This window comes from Mesorhizobium sp. AR02, assembly GCF_024746835.1.
GTDB lineage: Bacteria > Pseudomonadota > Alphaproteobacteria > Rhizobiales > Rhizobiaceae > Mesorhizobium.
In genome coordinates this window covers 5,368,959-5,389,676 of record NZ_CP080531.1, presented here as the reverse complement: position 1 = coordinate 5,389,676, position 20,718 = coordinate 5,368,959, and the positions used below count along the sequence as shown (strand labels likewise).

The window sequence follows — 20,718 nt, the reverse complement described above, 5'->3', positions numbered from 1 at the left end:
GCGACAAGAAGAGCATGTGTCGTACCATGCCCCTCCCTCACAGTGCCAGGCTGCCCTGCTCCGCCTCCTCGGCATTGGGGTCGCCGGGCGCCGTGGCCCAGGCGAGTTCGACCAGCGTCACGGTGCGCTTTCCCGTGCCGTCGAGCTGGCAGACAATCAGGCCTTGCTCCTCGATATAGGTCAGGAGACGGCGGGCACGGCGCAGCGAGTGCGAGCCATAGGCGCGCGCGATCGCGGCGTCGCTCGGGCACGGCCAGCCCTCCTTCGCCGCCCGCGCGATCATCATGAACACGCCCTGCATGTCGTCGGGCAGCAGCGAGGCGCGGACGGAAACGTCCCGCCAGGCGTCATCCTGCGTCGTCTCGGAGCCGAGGCCGGCGCGGGCACGCGTCAGCATGCGGCGGAATTCGGCGAGGTCCGGCACCACCGAGGCCAGGCCCTCGATGCGGCAGCGCACCACGAATTCCTGGTAGAGAACGCCGATGACGCGAAAACCCGCGTCGGGCTGCGCCAGGATGGCGCGCAGCACGCGGTCGACCCGCTCGCGCCGCTCGGCCAGATCCTCGGCGCTGATTTGCGGCTCCGCCGGTTCGGGGCGGATTTCCAGCGCCGCCGACTTCGCCGCCATCAGCTGGTCGAGCAGGTCCGGTGACGCTACCCGGCGCGGCGTGCGCACCGTCTCGGGCGGCGGCGCGGCCAGGATGATCGCGCGGGCATCCTCAAGGGCTGCTTCCGGCATCGCCATCAGCCGCGGCGTGCCGTTGCGCGGGCTCGTATCGGTCGGGCCGATGCGCAGGCCCAGTGGCCGGCGCGACAGCGCGGGGCCCAGCGCCATGAACTGCCCGCGCTCCAGGTCGCGAAAAGCTTCCGCCTGGCGCCGTTCCATGCCGAGCAGATCGGCCGCGCGCGCCATGTCGATGTCGAGGAAGGTGCGGCCCATGAGGAAATTGGAGGCTTCCGCCGCGACATTCTTGGCGAGCTTGGCCAGCCGCTGCGTGGCGATGATGCCGGCCAGCCCGCGCTTGCGGCCACGGCACATCAGATTGGTCATGGCGCCGAGCGAGAGTTTGCGCGCTTCGTCGGAAACCTCGCCGGCCACCGCCGGTGCGAACAGCTGCGCCTCGTCCACCACCACCAGCATCGGATACCAGTGGTCGCGGGCGACCTCGAACAGCCCGCCGAGGAAGGCGGCGGCGCGCCGCATCTGGTTCTCGGCGTCGAGCCCTTCGAGGTTGAGCACCGTGGACACCCGGTGGATGCGCGCCCGCTCGCCGGCCGCCTGCAGGCCGCGCTCGGTGTGCTCCTCGGCATCGATCACCAGATGACCGTAACGCTCGCCGAGCGAGACGAAGTCGCCTTCGGGATCGATGATGGTCTGCTGCACCCAGGGCGCGCTCTGTTCGAGCAGCCGGCGCAACAGATGCGACTTGCCGGAGCCCGAATTGCCCTGCACCAGAAGGCGGGTCGCCAGCAGCTCCTCGAGATCGAGGTTCGCTGGGGCGCCCGCCGTGGTGTGTCCCATCTCGATCGCAACGGTCATGTCTCGACTCAAAAAGGTCTCCTGCGCGGCATGGGGCTTAGCAACCCAGGTGCTGCCCGTCGAGCACCGATGGCCGGCCGGCAGCTGTTGCGCACAGTTGTGAGGGACGGGCCGGCAAGAGCGACCTCCGCCAGCCGACGCCTGTGGATAGTAACCACCTGTTCACCATAGGCCGGCGTTGCGATTGCAGATGCCGGCCATCCGCTTAGCCTGACCTTGCATCGCGCCCCAACGAGATGCACCCCAACGCCCCAACGGCGACCGGCGTCTTCAAGTTTCTTTTGTGTATGCGCCGGTCGTCAGTTTCTCCGCCAGTCGGCAAACCTCCATTCGTCATTGAGCCGCCACTTTATGCCGGTTAGCATGGGTTGGGCCTATCGGGGTTGTGCATGGCGGGTTGGTGTCGCTTTGCTCTTTGTGCTGCATTGCTGCTGGCACTGCAGGCGGTGCTGGCATGGCCGGCGCGGGCCGACGCCGCCAGGCCGTTGCGCGGCGTAGCATTGGTCATCGGTGAATCCCAATACCGTTCCCTGCCCGCGCTTCCCAACCCGGCCAATGACGCGCGCGCCGTCGCCCAGCTTTTGACCAGCCTCGGCTTCGAGGTCAGCTCCATTCCCGATGGCGACGGGCCTCGCCTGGCGCGCGGCCTCAAGCATTTCGTCGAGGACGCGGCCGGCGCCGACGTCGCCCTGCTCTATTATTCCGGTCACGGCATCGAGGCCGGCGGCGAGGATTATCTGGTGCCGGTCGACGCCGACGCTTCCTCGCTTGCCGATCCGGCGAACCGGCTGGTGCCGGTCTCCGCTCTGCTGGCTGAGCTCAAGGCCAGCGTGCCGGTGGCGATCGTGCTGCTCGATGCCTGCCGGTCGAATCCGTTTCCGCCTGACGCGACGCTGACCGCCCGATCCGGCCCGGTACCGGTCGCCGCCGCCGGGCTCGATCTTGCCCGAGGTGCCGCACCCCTGGCCGATGCCGCCGATGCGCCGCAAAGCCTGGGCGAGGTCATCGGCTTTGCCGCCGAGCCTGGACGCGCGGCGCTGGACGGCGAGCCCGGTGGCAACAGTCCCTATGCCGCGGCCCTTTTGAAACATTTCGCGGCCGGCGGCTTCGCCTTTGGCGATGTCATGACCATGGTTGCCGAGGAGGTCTATGTGAACACCGCGGGCCGGCAGCTGCCATGGACCAATGCCAGCCTGCGGCGCCTGCTCTATTTCGGCCAGGCACCGGAAGAGACCGGCAGCGATGAGGCCTCTATCCGTTCGGCGCGGCGCAAGCTCTTGCTGACCATCGCCGCCACGCCCGCCGAGCAGCGCTCGATGGTCGAGACCGTGGCGGCGCAGAACGAGGTGCCGCTGGACCAGCTCTACGGCATGCTTGGCGCCCTGCAGGTCGACACATCGCGCGGACCCGGCGAGTTGCGGGTGCAGCTCGCGGCGGGAGCGCAGAAGCTGCGCGAAATCCTCGCCCAGCACGACACCGAAACCCGGCAGGACCCGGAATTGATTCGTCTTTCCGGCCTTGCCGACCGTGCGCAATCCGAGGGCGCGATCAATCTGGCGCTCACCTTCCGCGCCAAGGCCAGCGCCCGTGCCGAGGAGATCAGCAAGGAGCTCGACGAGGCCGAAGCGAACATCAAGCAAAGGCGGCTGGAGCTGGCCGACACCTTTGCCGACCATGCCAGGACGGCAATCCTGAACTTCGACTACCGCACAGCCGCACAGCGTTATGAAGACGCCTTCCGGCAAGCCGAGCGCTGGGACCCGAAGGCAGCCTTCCTCTACAAGATCTTCGAGGCCGACGCGCTGACCGACCAGGGGATGATCAAGGGCGAGAACGCGGCCCTTTCGCAGGCGGTCGACGTCTACGAAGCGGCAAAGCTTCTCCCCGGCGTCACCGTTTTCGGTGGTCCGGCCGGCGTCGCCATCAACGAAGGCATAACGCTGACAGCGCTGGCCGAACGCGAGAACGGCACGGCGCGCATCGAGCAGGCGATCGGCGTCTATGAGGACGCACTGAAAGTGTTCACCCGCAAGCGTGCGCCGCAACAATGGGCAACCGTGCTGATCAATCTCGGCAACGCCTACGATCTGATGGGCCAGCGCGCCGGCGGCACGGCCTATTACGCCAAGGCGATGGACGCCTTCCGCCAGGCAACAAAGGTCTACACGAAGAAGACCAGCCCCGACGAATGGGCAGGGCTGCAAAACAACATCGGCAACGAGTTCACGGCGCTTGGCGATGCGGGCGATGCGAGGAAGAACTACGCCGCCGCGATCGATGCCTTTCATGGCGCGCTGACTGTCTGGACCCGAGACAAGGTGCCGGTACAATGGTACAATGGGCGATGGCGCTGGCCAACCTCGCGGTCGCCTTGCAGAAGCTTGGCGAGATCGAGGACGGCACGGAGAAACTGGAGGCATCGCGGGCCGCCTTCCAGGATGTACTGGAGGTGCGCACCCGCCAAACCCAGCCGGTCGACTGGGCCAACACGCAGAGCAATCTCGGCGCAGTGCTGCTGGCGCTCGGTCAGCGTGGTAAGTGCCCCGACTGTTTCACAGGAGCACTCGCAGCTTTCGATCAGGCGCATGAGGTGATCACCCGCAAGCAGGATCCCTTCACCTGGGCGACCATCACCTACAATATCGGGCGCGCCTACCGCTTCATGGGTGACGCCGAAAACAGCGTGCCGCTCTACCGCAAGGCGCTGGCGCAGATGGACCTGGCGCTCACCGAACTGACGCGCGAAAAATCGCCGGTCATCTGGGGCAAGACCCATTCGGTGCGTGGCGAGATCCTGCTCGCCATCGGCACCAGAACCCGCGACAAGGCCAGCCTGCTGGCCGCCCGCGACGCCTTCATCGCCGCCCGCGACATCTTTCGTGAGCAGCATTATTCCTCAGGCTTCGAGGGTTTCTACGCGAAGGAACTCGGCCTGGTGGAACAGCAGTTGGCGCAGGCGAAATAGGCCCAAATCGACCGCGTTGTGTCACTGGCGGAGCACGCTTCTTCGCGCCGCGCCTCAGGTGGATTTCACCGGCGGCAAATGCGGCGCATCCAGCCCCTCGAAAGGGTCGCGCCAGGCATCGATGGCTTCGAGCCGGCGATACCAGCTGATGAGCACGGGATAGTCGCCGAGCGGCAGGCCGGCGACTTCGTTGAAGGGCAGGAAGGTCGCCATGCGGAAATCGGCATAGGAGACCCGATCTCCCAGCAGCCATTGCCGGGTGCCAAGCGCTGCCTCCAGGATCGCCGCCGTCGTGTGAAAGAGCCTCAGCCCCTCCTCGACCAGAAGATGATCGATTGGGCCCAAGTGATAGCGTTGCTTGGTGCCACGCTCGAAATGCACCATGTCGCAGGCCCGCGCAAAATTCTCCTTGCCCCAGCTCAGCCAGCGGATCATCTCGGGCTCATCATCACCGGCGCGCCAGAAATCCGATCCGACGTCGCGCGACAGCCGGCAGGCTATGGCGTCCGCTTCCCAAAGACTGCCGCCCGGCCACGCCAGTATGGGGAGGGAAAGGTTGGGATTGAGCGGCCGGAATCGCTCCGCTTGCCCCGGCGCGAACGGTGACGCGAATTCGAAAGTCAACTCGGCCTTGAGATGACGCGCCACCGCGACCGCCAGGCGCGGATTGGGATTGCGGCTGAAGAACAGTTTCATTTCGCCCGCAGCCGGCATCGGCTCGACCTTGTCACTCATGAATGGCTCTCCTTGTCCTGGCGAACATCGCCAGAGCAAGGACGAAAGCAACCGATGGTATCCGACATTTCAATCATTCCAAGGCCGGCTGAGGCGTTTGGCTGCCAGTCGAAACAGGACGGATTGCGCAAAGTTTGGGTTGACCGCCCCTGATGGCGAGGCGACACTTCACCCCGCACCCAGGCAGGAGGAAATTGCGATGGACGAGCCCGAACGGTGGCGCCACATGTCGACGGCGCCCAAGGACGGCAGCCGGATCCTGGTCACGGTCCGTCCCTCCGAACAAGGGCCGGCGGAAGTCGACCTTGCCTACTGGTCGCGCGCCGACCAGTTCGCTGGCGAAGGCTGGCGCGCGTCGGACTCCTCGCCGGGGCGCGTCGTCGAATACGCCGACCCAGAACTGAAGTGCTGGATGCCCCTGCCCTCGGCCAACCTCAGCCGCGGCGGCTCGATGCCGGCGCCTTGGGACGGCGACGACGCGCAGCAGCTCGATGGGTCGGGGATTTAGCAGGCGCCAAGGGCGAAGCTGCCAATCTCCCCACTCCTCAACCCCACGAGGGGAGATCGGCAGCTTCGCCGCCGGCTCCTTTAAAACAAAAACGACGCCGTAGCCGGGTTCGGTCCGTCGCGGCCATCGGCCGAATCCATGCCCGCGATCGTCTCCAGGTCCTGCGCGTCCAGTTCGAAGTCGAAGACGTCGAAATTGGCGGCGATGCGGTCCTGGCGGACCGACTTCGGGATGACGATCAAGCCCTCCTGAAGATGCCAGCGGATGATAGTTTGTGCGGCGGACTTGCCGTGCTTCCCAGCGATGCCAGCTATGGTCGGGTCGCTCAGCAGTCTGCCGCTGCCCAGCGGGCTCCAGCTTTCGGCGTGGATGCCGTACCGGGCATGGAAATGCCTGAGGTCGCGCTGCTGGAAGCGGGGATGCAGCTCGATCTGGTTGACCACGGGGACCGCGCCGGTCTCGCCGATGATCCGCTCCAGATGGTCCTGGTTGAAATTCGAAACGCCGATCGACTTGATGCGGCCAGCCTGCTTCAGTTCGACAAGGGTCTTCCAGGCCTCGACATATTTGTCCCGGCTGGGCACCGGCCAGTGGATCAGGAACAGGTCGATCTGCTCGACGCCGAGTTTTTCCATCGTCTCGTCGAAAGCGCGCAGAGCCGCGTCACGCTGGTGCGCGCCATTGCGCAGCTTCGAGGTGATGAACAGCTCGCTTCTCGCCACATCGGAAGCGCGGATCGCTTCGCCGACGCCCTCCTCGTTCTGGTAGCCTTCGGCGGTGTCGATCAGCCGGTAGCCGGCCTTGATCGCCCAGCCCACCACATCAGCCGTGATGCCATGATCGACCTGCCACACGCCAAGGCCAAGCTGGGGAATGGTGGCGCCATCGTTCAGCGTGATCTGTTCGGGCATGGTCGGGTCCTTTGCGAAGAGATGTCCGGGCGGTCGCCCAACGCAGCCTATCTAGGCATGCACTGCGGCGACGACCAGTCGCCGGCGGACAAATTCGCAAGGCTCGACCTGCAGCCCCTGATGTCTTCGTCAGAGGAACCGGCTCATTTTGGCCGGCGCACCGCCCTCACCACCGCGGTGGATGTGCTGCCGCAATAGAGGCGGTCGCCGCCATCGGATTCCAGTCCCGAGATGCTCATGCCGGCCGGCATGTCGAGCCGCTCCAAGAGCTTGCCGGTTTTCGGGTCGACGCGGCGCAGATCGCTCTCGTCGCCTTCCCAGGTGGCGTGCCACAGCTCGCCATCCACCCAGGTCACCCCGGTGACGAAGCGGCTGGATTCGATGGTGCGCAGGATTTTTCCGGTCTCGGGATCGATCTGGTGGATCTTGCGCTCTCGGTACTGCCCCACCCAGAGCGTGCCTTCGGCCCAGGTCAGCCCGGAGTCGCGGCCGCCGCCGGGCGCCGGGATGGTGGAGAGCACCGCGCCGGTATCGGGATCGATCTTCTGGATGCGATCATTGGCGAGCTGGAAGAAATGCCGGCCATCAAAGGCGGTACCGGCATGCGCAGCGACATCGATCGAACGCAGCTTCTGCCCGCTCTGAGGATCGAAAGCATTCAGTCTGTCGCCCGAGGCAAACCAGACGTTCTCGCCGTCGAAGCTCACCCCATGGATCCGCTCCACACCCGGAAAGGGTCCGTATTCGCGCAGGATTTCGGCCGGTGAATGTTTCATGTGTTTGTCCTCGCCAAGATGATCGAATGATCTATTCCTAACCATTCGGGAGCGGTGCCGGGAGTAACAAGGTGGTCGTGAATCCGGCCACCGGCGGCGTCATCCAGCGGCGCGCCCGGCCGTGGCCGAAAGACTGCACCTTGCCGGCCTCGGCAAGCGGCTCGAGCGCCCGCTGCACGCTGCGCTGGCCGGTTGCGAGCGCCAGCGCCAGGGCCGAGCTCGACCAGGCCTCGCCGTCGGCCAGCAAGGCCAGTACGGCTGCGTGCCGCTCCTCGATCGGCCGCGCCAGCACCATCACCGCGCGCGCCTGGCGCGGCGCCAGCGTGAAACCGCGCTTGGTGGCGCTGATATCGGCCAGCGCGCCAAGCTCGGCCCGCAGCCGGCCGATCTCGACGCGCAGCCGCGCGCGATGCGATTCATCGGCATGCTTGCCGCCAAAGGCCCGCGCCACCAGCTCCTCGCGCGACACATCGCCGGGCCACGCTTCGGCAAGCGCACGCGCCAGCGAAAACAGCACCGGCCGGCTCGCCAGCGAGACCGTTTTGTCCCCGGCGCGTACGGCATAGCGAAACGCATCGACGACCAGCGCCGGCGATGCCTGCAGCGCCTCGACCTCTTCGAGCAGCAGCGGCCGCTCCGTGCCTTGCGTGATCAGCCGCGCCGCGGGTGTTTCCAATGCCAGCGATGCGCTGTCGACCTCCGCCATCAGGCCGGGAATGCCGGCCTGGCGGGCGGCATGGCGTGCCCATTCCAGCGCCGCACGCGCCGGTCGGGTCCGCAGCCGCCGCATGGCGATGCCGGCGACGGCAAGCTCATGCGCGGCCCGCGCGGCCGGCGGCAACGGCGTCGGGTCGAGCCCGGCCAGCACATGCTCGGCCTCGTCGAGCCGGCCGATCAGCAGCAGGCGCCGCACCTTGAGGTGGCCGGCATGCGCCGCGTTCAGCCGGTCACCATGCTTTTCCAGCGTCGTGCGCGCCGCGTCGAGCGCCTTGGCCGGCCAGCCCAGATCACGCGAGACCAGCGCGATCTCGGCCTCGGCAACGACGCATCTGGCGCGCGCGACGGCCTCTTTCGGGCTGAAGGCGCGCGCGGCCCGCCGCAACAAAAGCTTGGCGCGATCGAAATCGCCGAGCTGCGCCATGGCGATGCCGCGCAGCGCCAGCGCCGGCGCATCCTCGCGCAGGGCGACGCGGTCGAGCGCGCCGAGCGGATCGCCCGCCGCCAGCGCGAGCGCTGCCGCGGTGATCAGCGAGTCCATTCAAATCCCGTCACACTTGTAACTCCCACCCCAGCGGCACACCGCCCTAACTTAAATCACCACCGCCGGTCAGCAAGCCGCACGATTGACGCCAATTCCGGCACTGGTTAGCCTGAGCATCTCAGGTATTCATATTAAGCATCTCATTAGAGGTAGTTGAAAATGCCTGCAACCGAAGATCTCGAACACACCGCACGGCCCCGCCACTCATGCTGCGCCGGGCCGGATGATTCAAATCCCGTCGCAGATGTAACTCACCCCGCCCCGCCTTATCGCCCTAGCCTGGATCCCCAGGCAACAACAGGCCGCACCACTGGCAAAGGAGAAGACCAATGACCAAGCACATGACGATGCAGACCCCGCCGATCGTTTCCAGGCAGGATTGGGACGCCGCGCGCGAAAAGATGCTGGTGAAGGAGAAGGCGACGCTGCGCGCCAAGGACGCGCTCGCCGCCGAACGCCGGCGCATGCCGTGGATGGAAGTGGACAAGGCCTATGTGTTCGAGGGCCCCAACGGCAAGGCGAGCCTGCTCGACCTGTTCGAAGGCCGCCGCCAGCTGATCGTCTACCGCGCCTTCTTCGAGCCGGGCGTCTATGGCTGGCCTGATCATGCCTGCCGCGGCTGCTCGCTCGGCGCCGACCAGGTCGGCCACCTCGCCCATCTCAACGCCCGCAACACCACGCTTGCCTACGCCTCGCGTGCGCCACAGGCCGACATTGCGCGGCTGAAGACGCGGATGGGCTGGGAGATACCGTGGTATACGATCACCGACAGCTTCGACAAGGATTTCGGCGTCGACGAATGGCACGGCCACAACGTCTTCATCCATGACGGCGACCGCATCTTCCGCACCTATTTCATCAACAGCCGCGGCGACGAAGCGATGGGCACGGTCTGGAGCTATCTCGACGCCACCCCACTCGGCCGCCAGGAGATCTGGGAGGACTCGCCCGAAGGCTATCCCCAGACGCCGCTCTACAGCTGGTGGAACTGGCACGACAATTACGAAGCCGGGGCCGACAAGAAATGGGCCGAAGTGTCGGCTGCAGGCGAAGCCGCGTTTCGCGACAAGGGCGAGTAGCTGGGACTGGCGAGAGCCAAGCCCCTGTCCAGCCCGGGTTCCTCGCCCCCACGAAGTGGGGGAGAGGTGGCTCGGCGAAGCCGAGACGGAGAGGGGGCTGCGCCCTACGAAGGCCCCCTCTCCGTCCGCTTCGCGGACACCTCTCCCCCGCCTTTGGCGGGGGCGAGGAACCCAAGTTCTGGCGGGCCGCAACCATCAAGGGATTAAGATCATGAGCGATATCCATTCTGACATCGGCCGCGCGACTCCCGAAGACACCACCACCCTTGGCATTGCCGACTGGCTCTGCCTCGCCGCGGCACCCACCTTCGCCCTGATGGCCCTGCTCTCCTGCATGCAGGGCGGCGAAGCGGCCATGCTGTGCATGGGCGCCTCGCCGCTGACCGGCCCGTCTTTAACCGGCCCGTCTTTGACCGGGATGCCGGCCATGTATCTCTTGATGAGCGCCTTCCACCTGGCACCCTGGCTGCGGGTGATTTCCGGCCGCCAGATCCGATAGAGCCAGCCCGCCGCCGGCCCGTATCGAAACATCCCACACGTCGGAGACAGACAATGAAGCTCGTCAGGCTGAGAGCGCCGGGTGGCTTGGACAGACTCGACCTGGTCGAGGAAGATCCACCCCAGCCAGGGCCTGACCACGTGATGGTCAGGATCCGTGCCTGCTCGTTGAACATGCGCGACGATTTCGCGGTGCAGGGCAAGACACCGCTCGCCGATGGCCGCGTGCCGCTGTCCGACGGCGCGGGCGAAGTGATTGCCGTCGGCAGCGGTGTCGATGCGCTCAAGCCCGGCGACAGCGTCGTCAGCACCTTCTATCCCTGGTGGCTGGACGGCGACATGACGCCCGCCACCAGGCGCGACATCCCGGGGGAAAGTTTCGATGGCGTGGCCAGCGAGTATGTGTGCATGCCGGCGCATGCCTTCACCAAGGCCCCTCGGGGCTACACCCATGTGGAAGCCGCAACGCTGACCTGCACCGGTGTCACCGCCTGGCGAGGTCTGGTTGTGTGCGGCAAGGTGAAGCCCGGCGACACGGTGCTGGTCCTCGGCACCGGCAGTGTGTCGCTGTTCGCGCTGCAATTCGCCAAGGCCGCCGGCGCCCGGGTCATCGCCACCTCGTCCGACGAGGAAAAGCTGGAAAGGCTCAAAAGCCTCGGCGCCGACGCCGTCATCAACTACAAGGCCGTGCCGGAGTGGGGCCGCAAGGTCAGGGAGTTGACGGACGGACGCGGCGTCGATCACGTGATCGAGGTCGGCGGCCCCGCCACGCTGGCGCAATCCATAGCCGCCTGCCGGACAGGCGGCCACATCGCCCTGGTCGGCGTGCTGACAGGCTTTGCGGCGGAAGTGTCCATACCGGCTGTGTTTTCGAACCAGATCCGCATCAGCGGCATTTCGATCGGCAGCCGGGCGGATCAGGAGGACATGATCCGCGCGATCGAGGTTATCGGCCTGAAACCCGTTATCGACCGACGCTTCCCGCTTCGCGACATAGCCGCCGCCTTCACGCACTACGCAGCCCGGAAGCATTTCGGCAAGGTTTGCCTGGAGCTTTAGGCGTTTCCCTCTGCCGCCCTGTCGTCCAGATACCGGTCGAGAGTGCCCACGAAGCTGTCGATGTCGGCCACTGTCGTGCGATGGTTGACGATAGCACAGCGAACGACCAGCTCTCCGTTGAGGGTCGTCCAGGAGGGCGCCGCCAAACCGGATTCCTGGAGGTCCGACACCAGGGTCCGCACAAATTCCGAGTTCGCCCCCCGAATGCCGAAACAGACGATGTTGAGGGCGACAGGCGCTTTCAGCTGAAATTCCGGATGGCGTTCCAGTCGTTCGGCGAGATGACGGGCCAGCATGCATGTATGGGCGATCGAGCCGCCGATGCGATCCGTTCCGAGCGCCTCGATCGTCATCCATGTCTTCAAGGCGCGGAAGCCGCGCGACAGGTCCGGGCCGAGATCGCAAGGCCAGGTTTCGCCGGCGGCAAGTCCGCGATCCGCTCGCTGCAGATAGGCGGCCGGCTGCGCGAATGCGCGCTTGTGGGCATCGCCATCCCGCACCAGCAGGAACCCGGCATCGTAGGGAACCTGGCCCCATTTGTGAAAATCGAGCGCCACCGACGCCGACCGTTCAATGCCTTTGAACAATTCACGCAAGGAGCCGGACAACACCGCGAGGGCTCCGATCGCGCCATCGACATGAAACCAGAGACTTTCCCTAGATGCGATTTCAGCGATTTCCGCAAGCGGGTCGATTGCCCCGGTGTTTACCGTGCCCGCCGTGCCCACGACCAGGAACGGCAAAAATCCCTCGGCGCGGTCCTGTTCGATGGCCGCACGCAATGTGTCAGGCAGCATCCTCCCGGCATCGTCGACCGCGATGGTCCTGAGATTTGCCGATCCGATACCGGACAGCTGCATGGCCTGCGCGATGCAGGAATGGGCCTCGGCGGAAGTATAGGCGACAAGCTCGCGGTCGCAGTTCCTGAGGCCGGTCTCGCGGACGGACTGGCCCAGCGCCTCGGTCTTGGCGATCGTCAGCGCGGCGAAGTTTGCCATTGAAGAGCCGGTGAGGAACAGACCGCTCGCGCCATCGGGGTAGCCGAGCGCCTCGCTCATCCAGCGGACGATTTGCTGTTCGACCGCCAGGCCGGCGTGGTCGCGGCCGCCACAGTTCATGTTCAGGCCGCCGGCAACGATTTCCGCCACCATTCCGATCGGCGTGCCCGCACCATGAACCCACCCCATGAACGACGGATGCAAATTGCCGGTTGCGAAAGGCATGATGTGCGTGCGCACATCATCCAGGACATCGTCGAGGTCACGCGGTTCGTTCGGCAACGGCCGGGTAAACCGTTCACGCGCTTCATCGGTCGGTCGCTGCCATACCGGCCTCTGCCTGATCGTCTCGATGTGGGCGATCATGTCGTCCAGCAGGCCGTGGGCGATCTCGCGAAACTGATCCCAGTTCACCGGATCGAGACTGGCGGACGTGTCGGCCGCATCGCTCGCCGCCGCGCGCCCCTGCTTGACGTCCGGCGCCATCAGGCACCTCGGAACTGATGAAGGACCGCCGACAATTTGTGGAAGAAAATGTCGAGCCCGGCTTCTATCGGCCTGAACGCCTGATGCAGCGACTGGCCGGTTGCCATTCTCGCCGAGACGTCGACCACTTCGGCCGCGGAAGCGGCAACGCGCAGAACCGTGCGCGAGCCCAGGCGCACGGCTTGCCCGACATGGCAGATCGGCCCGCCGCCGGGACCGCGCATCAGCACCTGGATGTTCTGGCATTCCTCGAACGAAGCGAAAGAACCGGCGCCGTTCGTGACCGTCAATGGAACCATTGCACGCGAGCCGAGATGGTCGCCGTCATCATCCTGATGAAGAGAGATGCCTGTCACGGCGTCAATTCGAGACCGCGCCAGGCGGACAAACTGTTCCTTGACGAGGCTATGCCGCGGCGCATCGATCCCGGCATAGCCCTCGAGATTGGCCAAGGCCGCCGCCCAGCGCAAACCCAGGCCCAGATTCAGGTCCGACTTGAACGCGAAGCCCATCCGTTGGCGAAGCGCCGCCGGCCAATCCTGGGCCGCGCTATAGTCCGCCAGGCCCGCCGGAATATCGGCCCTTGCCGAGAAATCGTCCGCCAGGGCCGAAGGGATGAGAAGGGCGCCGGAAAAAGGTGGCCCGGCGATGAATTTGGACCCGGTCAAGGCCACCACGAAGCCATCGGCAAGATCCTGCTTCAGCTGGGAAATCGAGCCGCGGAATTGACAGGCATCGACGACAACCCGCACCCGTCCGGGGGCAAGGGCGGCAACGTGGCGCGCTGCCTCTCGTGTGACAGCCGGCAAACCTGTTTTCGAGGTGTCGAGCACGTGAACAAGGACATCCCGATCTCGCCGAAGGTCCATCTCGACGGCCGCGATGACGTCGGCATCGATTTCGTGCTGATGTCGAGGCTCGCCCGTCTCATTGCGGATGGCAATGGTGCGCACCTCGATGCGGTCCGCCGCCAGGCCTTCAAGAGGTGATCCGGCCTCGACAGCGCCGCCAAGTGCTGTCAGATCCGAGTAATGACGCCCCGCCGCCGCCCGTGGCACGCCATTTCCCGTTTCGTCCGGGGCCACAAGCACATTGGTCAACGGGCGCCTCGAGAGGCCGGCGATCATGCAGAGGGCAAGAAGCTCCGCATCCGTGCCGGAAGCGGCCAGGATGACGTGTGCGCCCGCGCAGCCAAGGCTGCAGGCAATCCGCTCCCGGATGTCGGCGAACCAGTGATCGGATGCGACCGGGGAAGGCGATGCCATGTCGATAAGACGTCCAAGCTCGACCCCGGCGGCCAGGAAACCCTCCCGAGAAATGTTGCTCGCCGTCGTCGACGAGAACGAGATCTCATCGTCCACCGGGGTCAAGCGCGTTCCATACCGGTTGCGCCGGGTGATCGCGTCCGGCCAGATGCGTCTGTCGCCACCTGTCCCGAGCAGGAATGAAACGGAGGCCGGCGAATGGGAAGGCTGATCGTCGCCGCTCGTTTCCGCGACCGGATTCGGCATCTGCAGGATCCCGCGCTGAATTGCAGGCATGATGGTCTCCGTGGTCAGGGCGGCGCTGGCGAGGTGGTCAAAGCGGTTCATTGGCCGCCACGGCACCGGCCAGGTAGGAGATCTCGATGTCATGGCTGATCAGCGGCTGCAGGTCGCTTGCCCGCTGTGTGAATTCCAGCCCGCATCTGTCGACATAGGGGCGATCGACACGTTCGCTGGAACCCGGATCGATGATTTTCTCGCCATCCCAAAGAACCGCGTGGCCGGTGTTGGGAATGGTCGGCGAAACCAGGCCGATGATCGCGGGCCTGGCCCACAGCATGTAAATGCTGCTCAGGAGAGCGAAACCGCATTTGTTGGCAACGCCGCGCATGATGGAATGGCTCATCGGACCGCCGAGCGGATATGCCGGATCGCAGCTGCGTGCGATGGCCTCGATGTCCTCGTAGGTTCGGCCCGTGAACATCGCCAGGACACAAACCAGGCAGTCGTCCTCGGTCCGCTGGTAGACGACAGGTTTACCCGTATGGGCGCATGTGATCGCCGGCGTTGGCATCATCCGTGCCACGCGCCTTGCCAGCGCGTTTTCGAACGCCGCAAAAAGTTTGCGCATGGCGCTCTTCTTGTAGGGAAAGATGCTCTCCCAATCCATGGAATGAACGATCATCGCGACATCCGCCTCGAACACCAGCAGGCGGCCATCGGAGAGTTCGGCGCAATCGATGGCGAAGTAGTCCAGGCCCAGACGTCGATGAAGGGCGTCGAATGAACGCGCGTGACGCACCGCGAAGTCATTGTCGAAGTTGGCCATCCACAAGGCTTCTTCGGCACGCCTGTCTTCGTGCTGGGTCATGCCGGCGTTCAGGTAATGAACCATCCAATGTTCGGATACAGCGAGATGGCTGGCATAGGGTCGCCCGTTGATGAACGCGACGCGTTGCTTGCGGAATTTGGCGTCTGTCCCGCTGTAGTCGATGAACGGCGTGACAAAGAATTCGCCTTCGGCTTGAGCCTCCAGATAGGCCGATAGCTCCGATCGTGTCGAGATCTTCTCCATTCCCTTGCCGGCATGCGTGCCGACCGGACGGACGATCACAGGATAGGTGTTGGCCTCAAGGATTGACGCAACTTCAATCTCGCCGGAAGCCAGTTGCTCGACCACGCCTCGCGAAACGCGGGCAGCGGCCGGGGCTAGTATGGAAGGCTCGTCCTTGAGGGCTTCCGCGACGCCGTCCCTGGACAGGGCCATGATGCGACGCGGCGCGTTGTTCATGATCGGGCCTGCCCAATCGCGAAGCAGCCTGTCCAGGTTCTCCAGCACGGCGAGATTTGCCGCGGACTCGCCAACAGCCACAAAGGCTACATCATGCTCGGGAACATCCCCGAGGTCCGCAGTGTCGGCGTCGACATAATGGAGCAGAATGTTGGCGTCGGATGCCTCGAGCAGGAATTCGATCGGCGTGTTGGCCATGAAGTCGCCGGCGGTCACGAAAACAAGGACGTTCGGTCCTGTGCCGCGTCCGTTGCGGATCCGGTATTTGCGACCGATCTCGAGTGCGGCCTTCTGGCTGAGCACCGCCTTGTCTTCCTCGCCGATCGCATGAAGCAGGATCGACACATCCAGAAACGCCGCGGCATCGGTGACATCGGCGCTAACGCGCCCGAAGAGCGCATCCCACAAGGGGGAAATATCCCGCCCCTCGAAGACGGCTCGAACGATGGGCGCTTTGCCCATGATGAGGTTGGGATCTTCAAACGTATCGATTTGAACTGCCGCGCTATTCAAGCCCTCAAGCCCTTATGTCACGCGGTGGTTACGGCCGGTTCAGCCTCCACGCCGCTACCTCAGCACGATGTGCGGCTCTACTCTGGCCCGCGGCGCTTGTGCGAGCCTTGTGGTGCCCTGGTGGATGGGTCGGAATATCCGCGGCCGGCGGATCACAGGCACTGAGGATCGGGCTTTTGCGCGATTTCAGTGGTTTCGCTGGGACGGTGACGGCGGCACGGCCTTCACCGCAGCCCAATGCACCGACGATCCATCAGCAACAGCTAATTGACAGTCCGGCGGAAACGGCGCTCACTGGCCCCTACAGGTGGATCGCAGCAAACAGACGGGCGATTTTCGGCCGCCGGCGTCCCCCCTGGGGAGGATGCCATGCCAACAATCATTGGCCATCACAACATCACGAAAGACAGCAAGCACTGGCTCGGTTCACCCAAGCGCAAGGAGCTTTTCGGCTCGCTGGGGATCACCAACATCCGCACCTTCGTCGATCCGCAGAACCCAAAACGGGTGGCCGTCATGATGGACGTTCCGGACATGGACAAGATGGCCGCGCTGATGCAGAGCAAGGCGGCCGCCGACGCGATGGCGCATGATGGCGTGGTGCCGGAATCGCTGGTGATCCTGGTCGAAGCGAAGGCGTAGTCGCTTCGCCAGTCCTGGGTTGGCACGATTGTTCAGAGGCATGACCAACCATGGGCACAGGGTCCCCCGTGCCCATGACTGTCTCCTTACCTCAATTGCACTTCGGCTTGGCGCTGTTGCAGGCGTCGACCAGTTCGGCCGGCGGATCCTTGTGGAAGACGGTCTTGAAGGATTCCAGAACGTTGGACTGCACCACCGGCAGCGACTGCACGCCGACCCAGGCGGGCGTGGGTTGCCCGATCAGCGCCTTCATCATGGCCAGCGCCTCGGCGACGCCCTGGTCATAGGGGCGCTGCGAGCCGGTTGCCTTGAGTGGGCCGCCCTTGGCGATCTCGATCGCCGACTGCAGGCCGAGATCGACCGTGGTGATCGGAATGTCGATGCCTTGCGCCCGCATCGAGGATAGCGTGTCGAGCGCCGGCTGGTCCCACACCGCGTACAGGCCCTTCACATCGGGGTTGCCAGTGAGGAAGTCGCCGGCGATCTGCGACACTTTCGAGGGATCGGTGAAGTCGACCTGCTTCATGACGATGTCGGGCCGGTTCTTCCTCATCCACTCGCCGACGCCCTTGGTGCGCTCATTGGTGCTGAAATAGTCGACGCCGAAATTGACCAGGCCGATCGTGCCGCCCTTGGGCATGCAGGACGCCAGGATCGTCGCCGCGATCTGGCCATTGCCCTGGCTGTCGGCCGAGATCATCGAGGCAAAATCCTTTGGCGATGAGAGGCCAACCGGAATGCTGTCCATGAACACCAGCTTGATGCCGGCTTCGCCCACCTTCTTGTAGGTCGGCGCCGTCGCGGTGAAATCGACGGGGATGGAGATGATGCCGTCGGGATGCTGCTGGATGGTGTTCTCGATATCGGCGATCTGCTTGTCGACCTGATATTCAGCCGAGGCGACGCCGGTGACGGTGACACCATATTTGGCCAGCGTTTCGCTGATGCCTTGCACCTGCAGCTGCGACCAGTCGAGGTTCACCGTCTGCATGGAAATGCCGACCTTGAACTTGCCGGCCTTGACCTTGGCGGCCTCGTCGTCGGTCAATTTCAGTTCGTCAGGCGAGGCTGCCTTTTCGCCATGCGGGCCTTGCCCGACAATGCCCTTGGGGCCGAGCGTCGCCATGTCGACGCCGGTAACGCAGGTGTCCGGCGTCTGCGCGAAACTCAGGGATGTCGACAGCGCGAAGGCGCTGGCGGCGAGGCTCAATATGCAGAAAAGCGAGTGAATTCCTACCAATTTCATGACTTCCTCCGTTGATCTCTATCGTTTGTTTTGCCGTTTGGAGCCGGCGGTTTTCTGCTGATTTCCGCGTGCGCGCCTTACCTCCTCGTGAACGCGACCGCGGCGACGATGATTGCTCCCTTGATGACGAGTTGCAGCGACGAGCTGACGCCGAGCAGCACCAGTCCGTTGTTGAGCGTGCCGATGATCAGGCTGCCGAGCAGCGTGCCGAGCACGAAGCCGCGGCCGCCGAACAGGCTGCAGCCGCCGAGGATGACCGAGGCGATGACGTCGAGCTCCATGCCTTGCACCACGTCGGGCCGCGCCGCATGCGAACGCGCCGACAGGATCAGCGATGCCAGCCCGGCGAGCGTCCCGGTCAAGACGAAGGCGAGCGTCGTGACCTGCTTGATATGGACCCCGGAATAGAGCGCCGCCGTCGGATTGCCGCCGGCCGCATAGACCCGCCGCCCATAGACGCTGTAATGCAGCAGCAAGATACCGGCGATGGTGACGCCGAGCGTCCACAGGATCGGCGCCGGGATGCCGAGCACCGAGCCCTCACCGAAAATCGCGAAATAATATTCGTTGATGATGATGACCGGCTTGGTGTTGGTGACCATCAGCGCCAGCCCGCGCGCGCCGCTCAACGTGCCCAATGTCACCAGGAAGGACGGGATTTCGAGGCGGGTGGTCAAGACACCGTTGATCAGCCCGATCAGCGCGCCTGTGCCCAGCCCCGCCACCGCGCCGACGACCCAGTTGTTGGCGACGAACGCCATGGCCAGCGACGCGCTCATCCCCGAAAGCGCCAGCGTCGAGGCGACCGACAGGTCGATCTGCCTGGAGATGATGACGAACGTCATGCCCACCGCAATGATCGAGACCAGCGTCGTCTGGCGGCCGATGTTGAGAAAATTGTCGATCGACAGGAACCAGGGCGACGCCAGGCTGAAGACGATCAGCATGATGGCGAAGGCGACATAGAGCATGTAGGGACGCTCACCCTGCAGCAGATGCCGCAACGCCGAGCGACCGCCCGGCTGGTTCGCGGCGCCCTTTGCCATTGCTGCCTTTGCCGGGCTTTCAGTGTCGGTCATGCCGCGTGCTCTTCCGATGGCTGCGAAAGTTGAATGAGGTGATGAAGGTCCTCGGCGCTGCCGAATTCCGACCGCGCAATCGTCCTGGTGATGCGGCCATCGACGACGATCGAGATGCGGTCGCAGAGCTGCAGCAGTTCGGAGAGATCCGAAGACACCAGCAGCACCCCGCTGCCGGCCACCGCCGCGGCACGAATGACGCCGTAAATCTCCTCGCGCGCGCCGACATCGACACCGACCGTCGGCTCGTCGAGCAACAGCACGCGCGGCCGCGGCTCGTTCCATTTGCCGAACACCACCTTCTGCTGGTTGCCGCCGGACAGGTTCTTCACGAGGGTCGACGCGCCTGGCGCCTTCACGGACAGCCGGCGCATCGCGGCATCGGCATGTTCGCTCGCCGGACCGCGCTGCAGCCAGCCAAGGCGGGAAAAATACGGCAAGCGGGGCAAGGTCAGATTGCGCTCGATCGAATGTTCGAGAACCAGGCCCTGGACGTGCCGGTCCTCCGGCACCAGCGCGATGCCCAGCCCTATTGCCGCCGCAGGATCGATGTCTTTCAACGAGACGCCGCCGAGGCTGGCCTCGCCCGACTGAATGGACCGCAGCCCAAAAATGGTCTGCAGGATTTCGGTACGCCCGCTGCCGATCAGCCCGGCAAGGCCGTGGATCTCGCCGCCGCGCAATTCGAGGTTGACGCGATCGAGCCTGTCGTTGCTGACATCAGTCAGTTCGAGCACAGGTTTTTGGGAGGAGCCAGCGGGGACCGATGACGGCCCGGATACCGCACCATCAGCCTTCAGAACCGCGTGGTCCGGCCCGACGATCGCCCCCACCAGTTGCCGCATATTGCTCTGCGCCGTGACAAAGGTCCCGGCGTTCTGGCCGTCGCGGAACACGGTCACCCGGTTCGAAATCCGGAACACTTCGTTGAGGCGATGCGTGACGTAGATCACCCCAACGCCCCGCGCCGCCACCGCCCGGATCGCCTCGAACAGGATTTTTTCCTCGTCATCGGTCAGCGCCGAGGTCGGCTCGTCGAGGATGAGCAGGCGGACGTCGCCCATCAGCGCCTTGGCGATCTCGGTCATCTGGCGATAGGCGAAGGGCAGCGACCCGACCATGGCGCGGGCATCGAGCGGGATGTTCTGCGATTTGAGGAACGCCTCGGCCTGCGCCACCAGCTGGCTCTTCCAGAGGAAGCCAAGCCGCGTCTTCGGCTCTCGCCCCAAGAGCAGATTGTCGGCGACCGAGAGCGACTCGACCAGGCTCAGATCCTGGTAGACGACGGCCACGCCGGCATCGCGCGACTGGGCTGGCGAAGAAAACGAGACAGGCTTGCCGTCAATTTCGATCGAGCCGCCATCATGCACATGCACACCGCTCAGGATCTTGATCAGCGTCGACTTGCCGGCGCCGTTTTCACCAAGCAGGGCATGCACTTCACCGGACTGGATTTCGAGGCTGACGCCGCGCAGCGCATTGACACCGCCGAACCGCTTCCTGACGCCCTCGACGCGCAGCAAGGGGGCCTCGGAAATCAACGCAATCGAACCCTGTTCGATCATGACGCCCGCACTTCCTCCCTTTGACGTCCCCTACTCCAGACTGTCGAGAGTCCCTTTTGAGACTTCTCTTACTTTTTTTGTG

General features: G+C 64.8%; 18 protein-coding genes. 7 read left to right on the top strand and 11 right to left on the bottom strand.

Annotated features, from left to right (window positions below; all coding sequences use genetic code 11):
- Nucleotides 1-37: 37 nt before the first annotated feature.
- Nucleotides 38-1,540 (bottom strand): ATP-binding protein, encoded by a 1,503-nt coding sequence (locus DBIPINDM_RS30225; protein WP_202358781.1) that lies wholly within the window; start codon nucleotides 1,538-1,540, stop codon nucleotides 38-40.
- A gap of 389 nt (nucleotides 1,541-1,929) precedes the next feature.
- Here DBIPINDM_RS30225 and DBIPINDM_RS30220 point away from each other — a divergent pair, with 389 nt between their 5' ends.
- Nucleotides 1,930-4,134 carry a caspase family protein gene (locus DBIPINDM_RS30220; protein ID WP_258582629.1) on the top strand — a complete coding sequence of 735 codons (2,205 nt, stop codon included), beginning with the start codon at nucleotides 1,930-1,932 and terminating at the stop codon, nucleotides 4,132-4,134.
- Nucleotides 4,131-4,505 (top strand): hypothetical protein, encoded by a 375-nt coding sequence (locus tag DBIPINDM_RS30215; RefSeq protein ID WP_258582628.1) that lies wholly within the window; start codon nucleotides 4,131-4,133, stop codon nucleotides 4,503-4,505. Before DBIPINDM_RS30220 ends, DBIPINDM_RS30215 begins: the two co-directional genes overlap by 4 nt.
- A gap of 54 nt (nucleotides 4,506-4,559) precedes the next feature.
- On the opposite strand, the gene DBIPINDM_RS30210 is transcribed toward DBIPINDM_RS30215, so the two are convergent.
- Nucleotides 4,560-5,201, bottom strand: coding sequence for a glutathione S-transferase family protein (locus DBIPINDM_RS30210; protein WP_258589377.1), 642 nt, complete (start codon nucleotides 5,199-5,201; stop codon nucleotides 4,560-4,562).
- 238 nt (nucleotides 5,202-5,439) lie between these two features.
- Between DBIPINDM_RS30210 and DBIPINDM_RS30205 the strand changes: the two genes are divergently transcribed.
- On the top strand, nucleotides 5,440-5,748 hold the full coding sequence (locus DBIPINDM_RS30205) for a hypothetical protein (RefSeq protein WP_258582627.1): 309 nt from the start codon (nucleotides 5,440-5,442) through the stop codon (nucleotides 5,746-5,748).
- Nucleotides 5,749-5,828: 80 nt separating this feature from the next.
- Here DBIPINDM_RS30205 and DBIPINDM_RS30200 read toward each other — a convergent pair whose 3' ends face one another.
- The 3 genes from DBIPINDM_RS30200 to DBIPINDM_RS30190 all read right to left on the bottom strand — a co-directional run bounded on the left by DBIPINDM_RS30200 (nucleotide 5,829) and on the right by DBIPINDM_RS30190 (nucleotide 8,693).
- The gene (locus DBIPINDM_RS30200) at nucleotides 5,829-6,659 is read right to left on the bottom strand and encodes an aldo/keto reductase (protein WP_258582626.1); all 831 of its coding nucleotides are present in this window, start codon (nucleotides 6,657-6,659) and stop codon (nucleotides 5,829-5,831) included.
- Nucleotides 6,660-6,802: 143 nt separating this feature from the next.
- Nucleotides 6,803-7,435, bottom strand: a complete 633-nt coding sequence (locus DBIPINDM_RS30195; protein WP_258582625.1) for a PQQ-binding-like beta-propeller repeat protein — start codon at nucleotides 7,433-7,435, stop codon at nucleotides 6,803-6,805.
- A gap of 37 nt (nucleotides 7,436-7,472) precedes the next feature.
- Nucleotides 7,473-8,693, bottom strand: coding sequence for a helix-turn-helix domain-containing protein (locus tag DBIPINDM_RS30190; RefSeq protein ID WP_258582624.1), 1,221 nt, complete (start codon nucleotides 8,691-8,693; stop codon nucleotides 7,473-7,475).
- A gap of 332 nt (nucleotides 8,694-9,025) precedes the next feature.
- Here DBIPINDM_RS30190 and DBIPINDM_RS30185 point away from each other — a divergent pair, with 332 nt between their 5' ends.
- The 3 genes from DBIPINDM_RS30185 to DBIPINDM_RS30175 all read left to right on the top strand — a co-directional run bounded on the left by DBIPINDM_RS30185 (nucleotide 9,026) and on the right by DBIPINDM_RS30175 (nucleotide 11,332).
- Nucleotides 9,026-9,775, top strand: coding sequence for a DUF899 domain-containing protein (locus tag DBIPINDM_RS30185; protein ID WP_258582623.1), 750 nt, complete (start codon nucleotides 9,026-9,028; stop codon nucleotides 9,773-9,775).
- Between the two features lie 211 nt (nucleotides 9,776-9,986).
- Nucleotides 9,987-10,274: a hypothetical protein gene (locus DBIPINDM_RS30180; RefSeq protein WP_258582622.1), complete on the top strand. Its 288-nt coding sequence runs from the start codon at nucleotides 9,987-9,989 to the stop codon at nucleotides 10,272-10,274.
- A gap of 53 nt (nucleotides 10,275-10,327) precedes the next feature.
- The gene (locus DBIPINDM_RS30175) at nucleotides 10,328-11,332 is read left to right on the top strand and encodes a zinc-dependent alcohol dehydrogenase family protein (protein WP_258582621.1); all 1,005 of its coding nucleotides are present in this window, start codon (nucleotides 10,328-10,330) and stop codon (nucleotides 11,330-11,332) included.
- Here the strand turns inward: DBIPINDM_RS30175 and DBIPINDM_RS30170 are convergent.
- From DBIPINDM_RS30170 to DBIPINDM_RS30160, 3 genes are read right to left on the bottom strand one after another with little or no spacing between them, the layout of a single operon-like run.
- Nucleotides 11,329-12,816 (bottom strand): pyridoxal phosphate-dependent decarboxylase family protein, encoded by a 1,488-nt coding sequence (locus DBIPINDM_RS30170; RefSeq protein ID WP_258582620.1) that lies wholly within the window; start codon nucleotides 12,814-12,816, stop codon nucleotides 11,329-11,331. The two genes, DBIPINDM_RS30175 and DBIPINDM_RS30170, sit on opposite strands and share 4 nt — an antisense overlap.
- Nucleotides 12,816-14,357, bottom strand: a complete 1,542-nt coding sequence (locus tag DBIPINDM_RS30165) for a hypothetical protein (protein WP_258582619.1) — start codon at nucleotides 14,355-14,357, stop codon at nucleotides 12,816-12,818. The genes DBIPINDM_RS30170 and DBIPINDM_RS30165 overlap by 1 nt, the downstream gene beginning before the upstream one ends.
- Before the next feature lie 37 nt (nucleotides 14,358-14,394).
- Nucleotides 14,395-16,053 (bottom strand): ATP-grasp domain-containing protein, encoded by a 1,659-nt coding sequence (locus DBIPINDM_RS30160; protein ID WP_258582618.1) that lies wholly within the window; start codon nucleotides 16,051-16,053, stop codon nucleotides 14,395-14,397.
- Nucleotides 16,054-16,473: 420 nt separating this feature from the next.
- On the opposite strand from DBIPINDM_RS30160, the gene DBIPINDM_RS30155 reads away from it, so the two are divergent.
- On the top strand, nucleotides 16,474-16,746 hold the full coding sequence (locus tag DBIPINDM_RS30155) for a hypothetical protein (RefSeq protein ID WP_258582617.1): 273 nt from the start codon (nucleotides 16,474-16,476) through the stop codon (nucleotides 16,744-16,746).
- Nucleotides 16,747-16,837: 91 nt separating this feature from the next.
- Here DBIPINDM_RS30155 and DBIPINDM_RS30150 read toward each other — a convergent pair whose 3' ends face one another.
- The 3 genes from DBIPINDM_RS30150 to DBIPINDM_RS30140 form a co-directional block, all read right to left on the bottom strand.
- Nucleotides 16,838-17,992: a substrate-binding domain-containing protein gene (locus DBIPINDM_RS30150; protein ID WP_258582616.1), complete on the bottom strand. Its 1,155-nt coding sequence runs from the start codon at nucleotides 17,990-17,992 to the stop codon at nucleotides 16,838-16,840.
- Between the two features lie 77 nt (nucleotides 17,993-18,069).
- Nucleotides 18,070-19,071: an ABC transporter permease gene (locus DBIPINDM_RS30145; protein ID WP_258582615.1), complete on the bottom strand. Its 1,002-nt coding sequence runs from the start codon at nucleotides 19,069-19,071 to the stop codon at nucleotides 18,070-18,072.
- Nucleotides 19,068-20,636: a sugar ABC transporter ATP-binding protein gene (locus DBIPINDM_RS30140; RefSeq protein ID WP_258582614.1), complete on the bottom strand. Its 1,569-nt coding sequence runs from the start codon at nucleotides 20,634-20,636 to the stop codon at nucleotides 19,068-19,070. Before DBIPINDM_RS30140 ends, DBIPINDM_RS30145 begins: the two co-directional genes overlap by 4 nt.
- Nucleotides 20,637-20,718 lie beyond the last annotated feature (82 nt).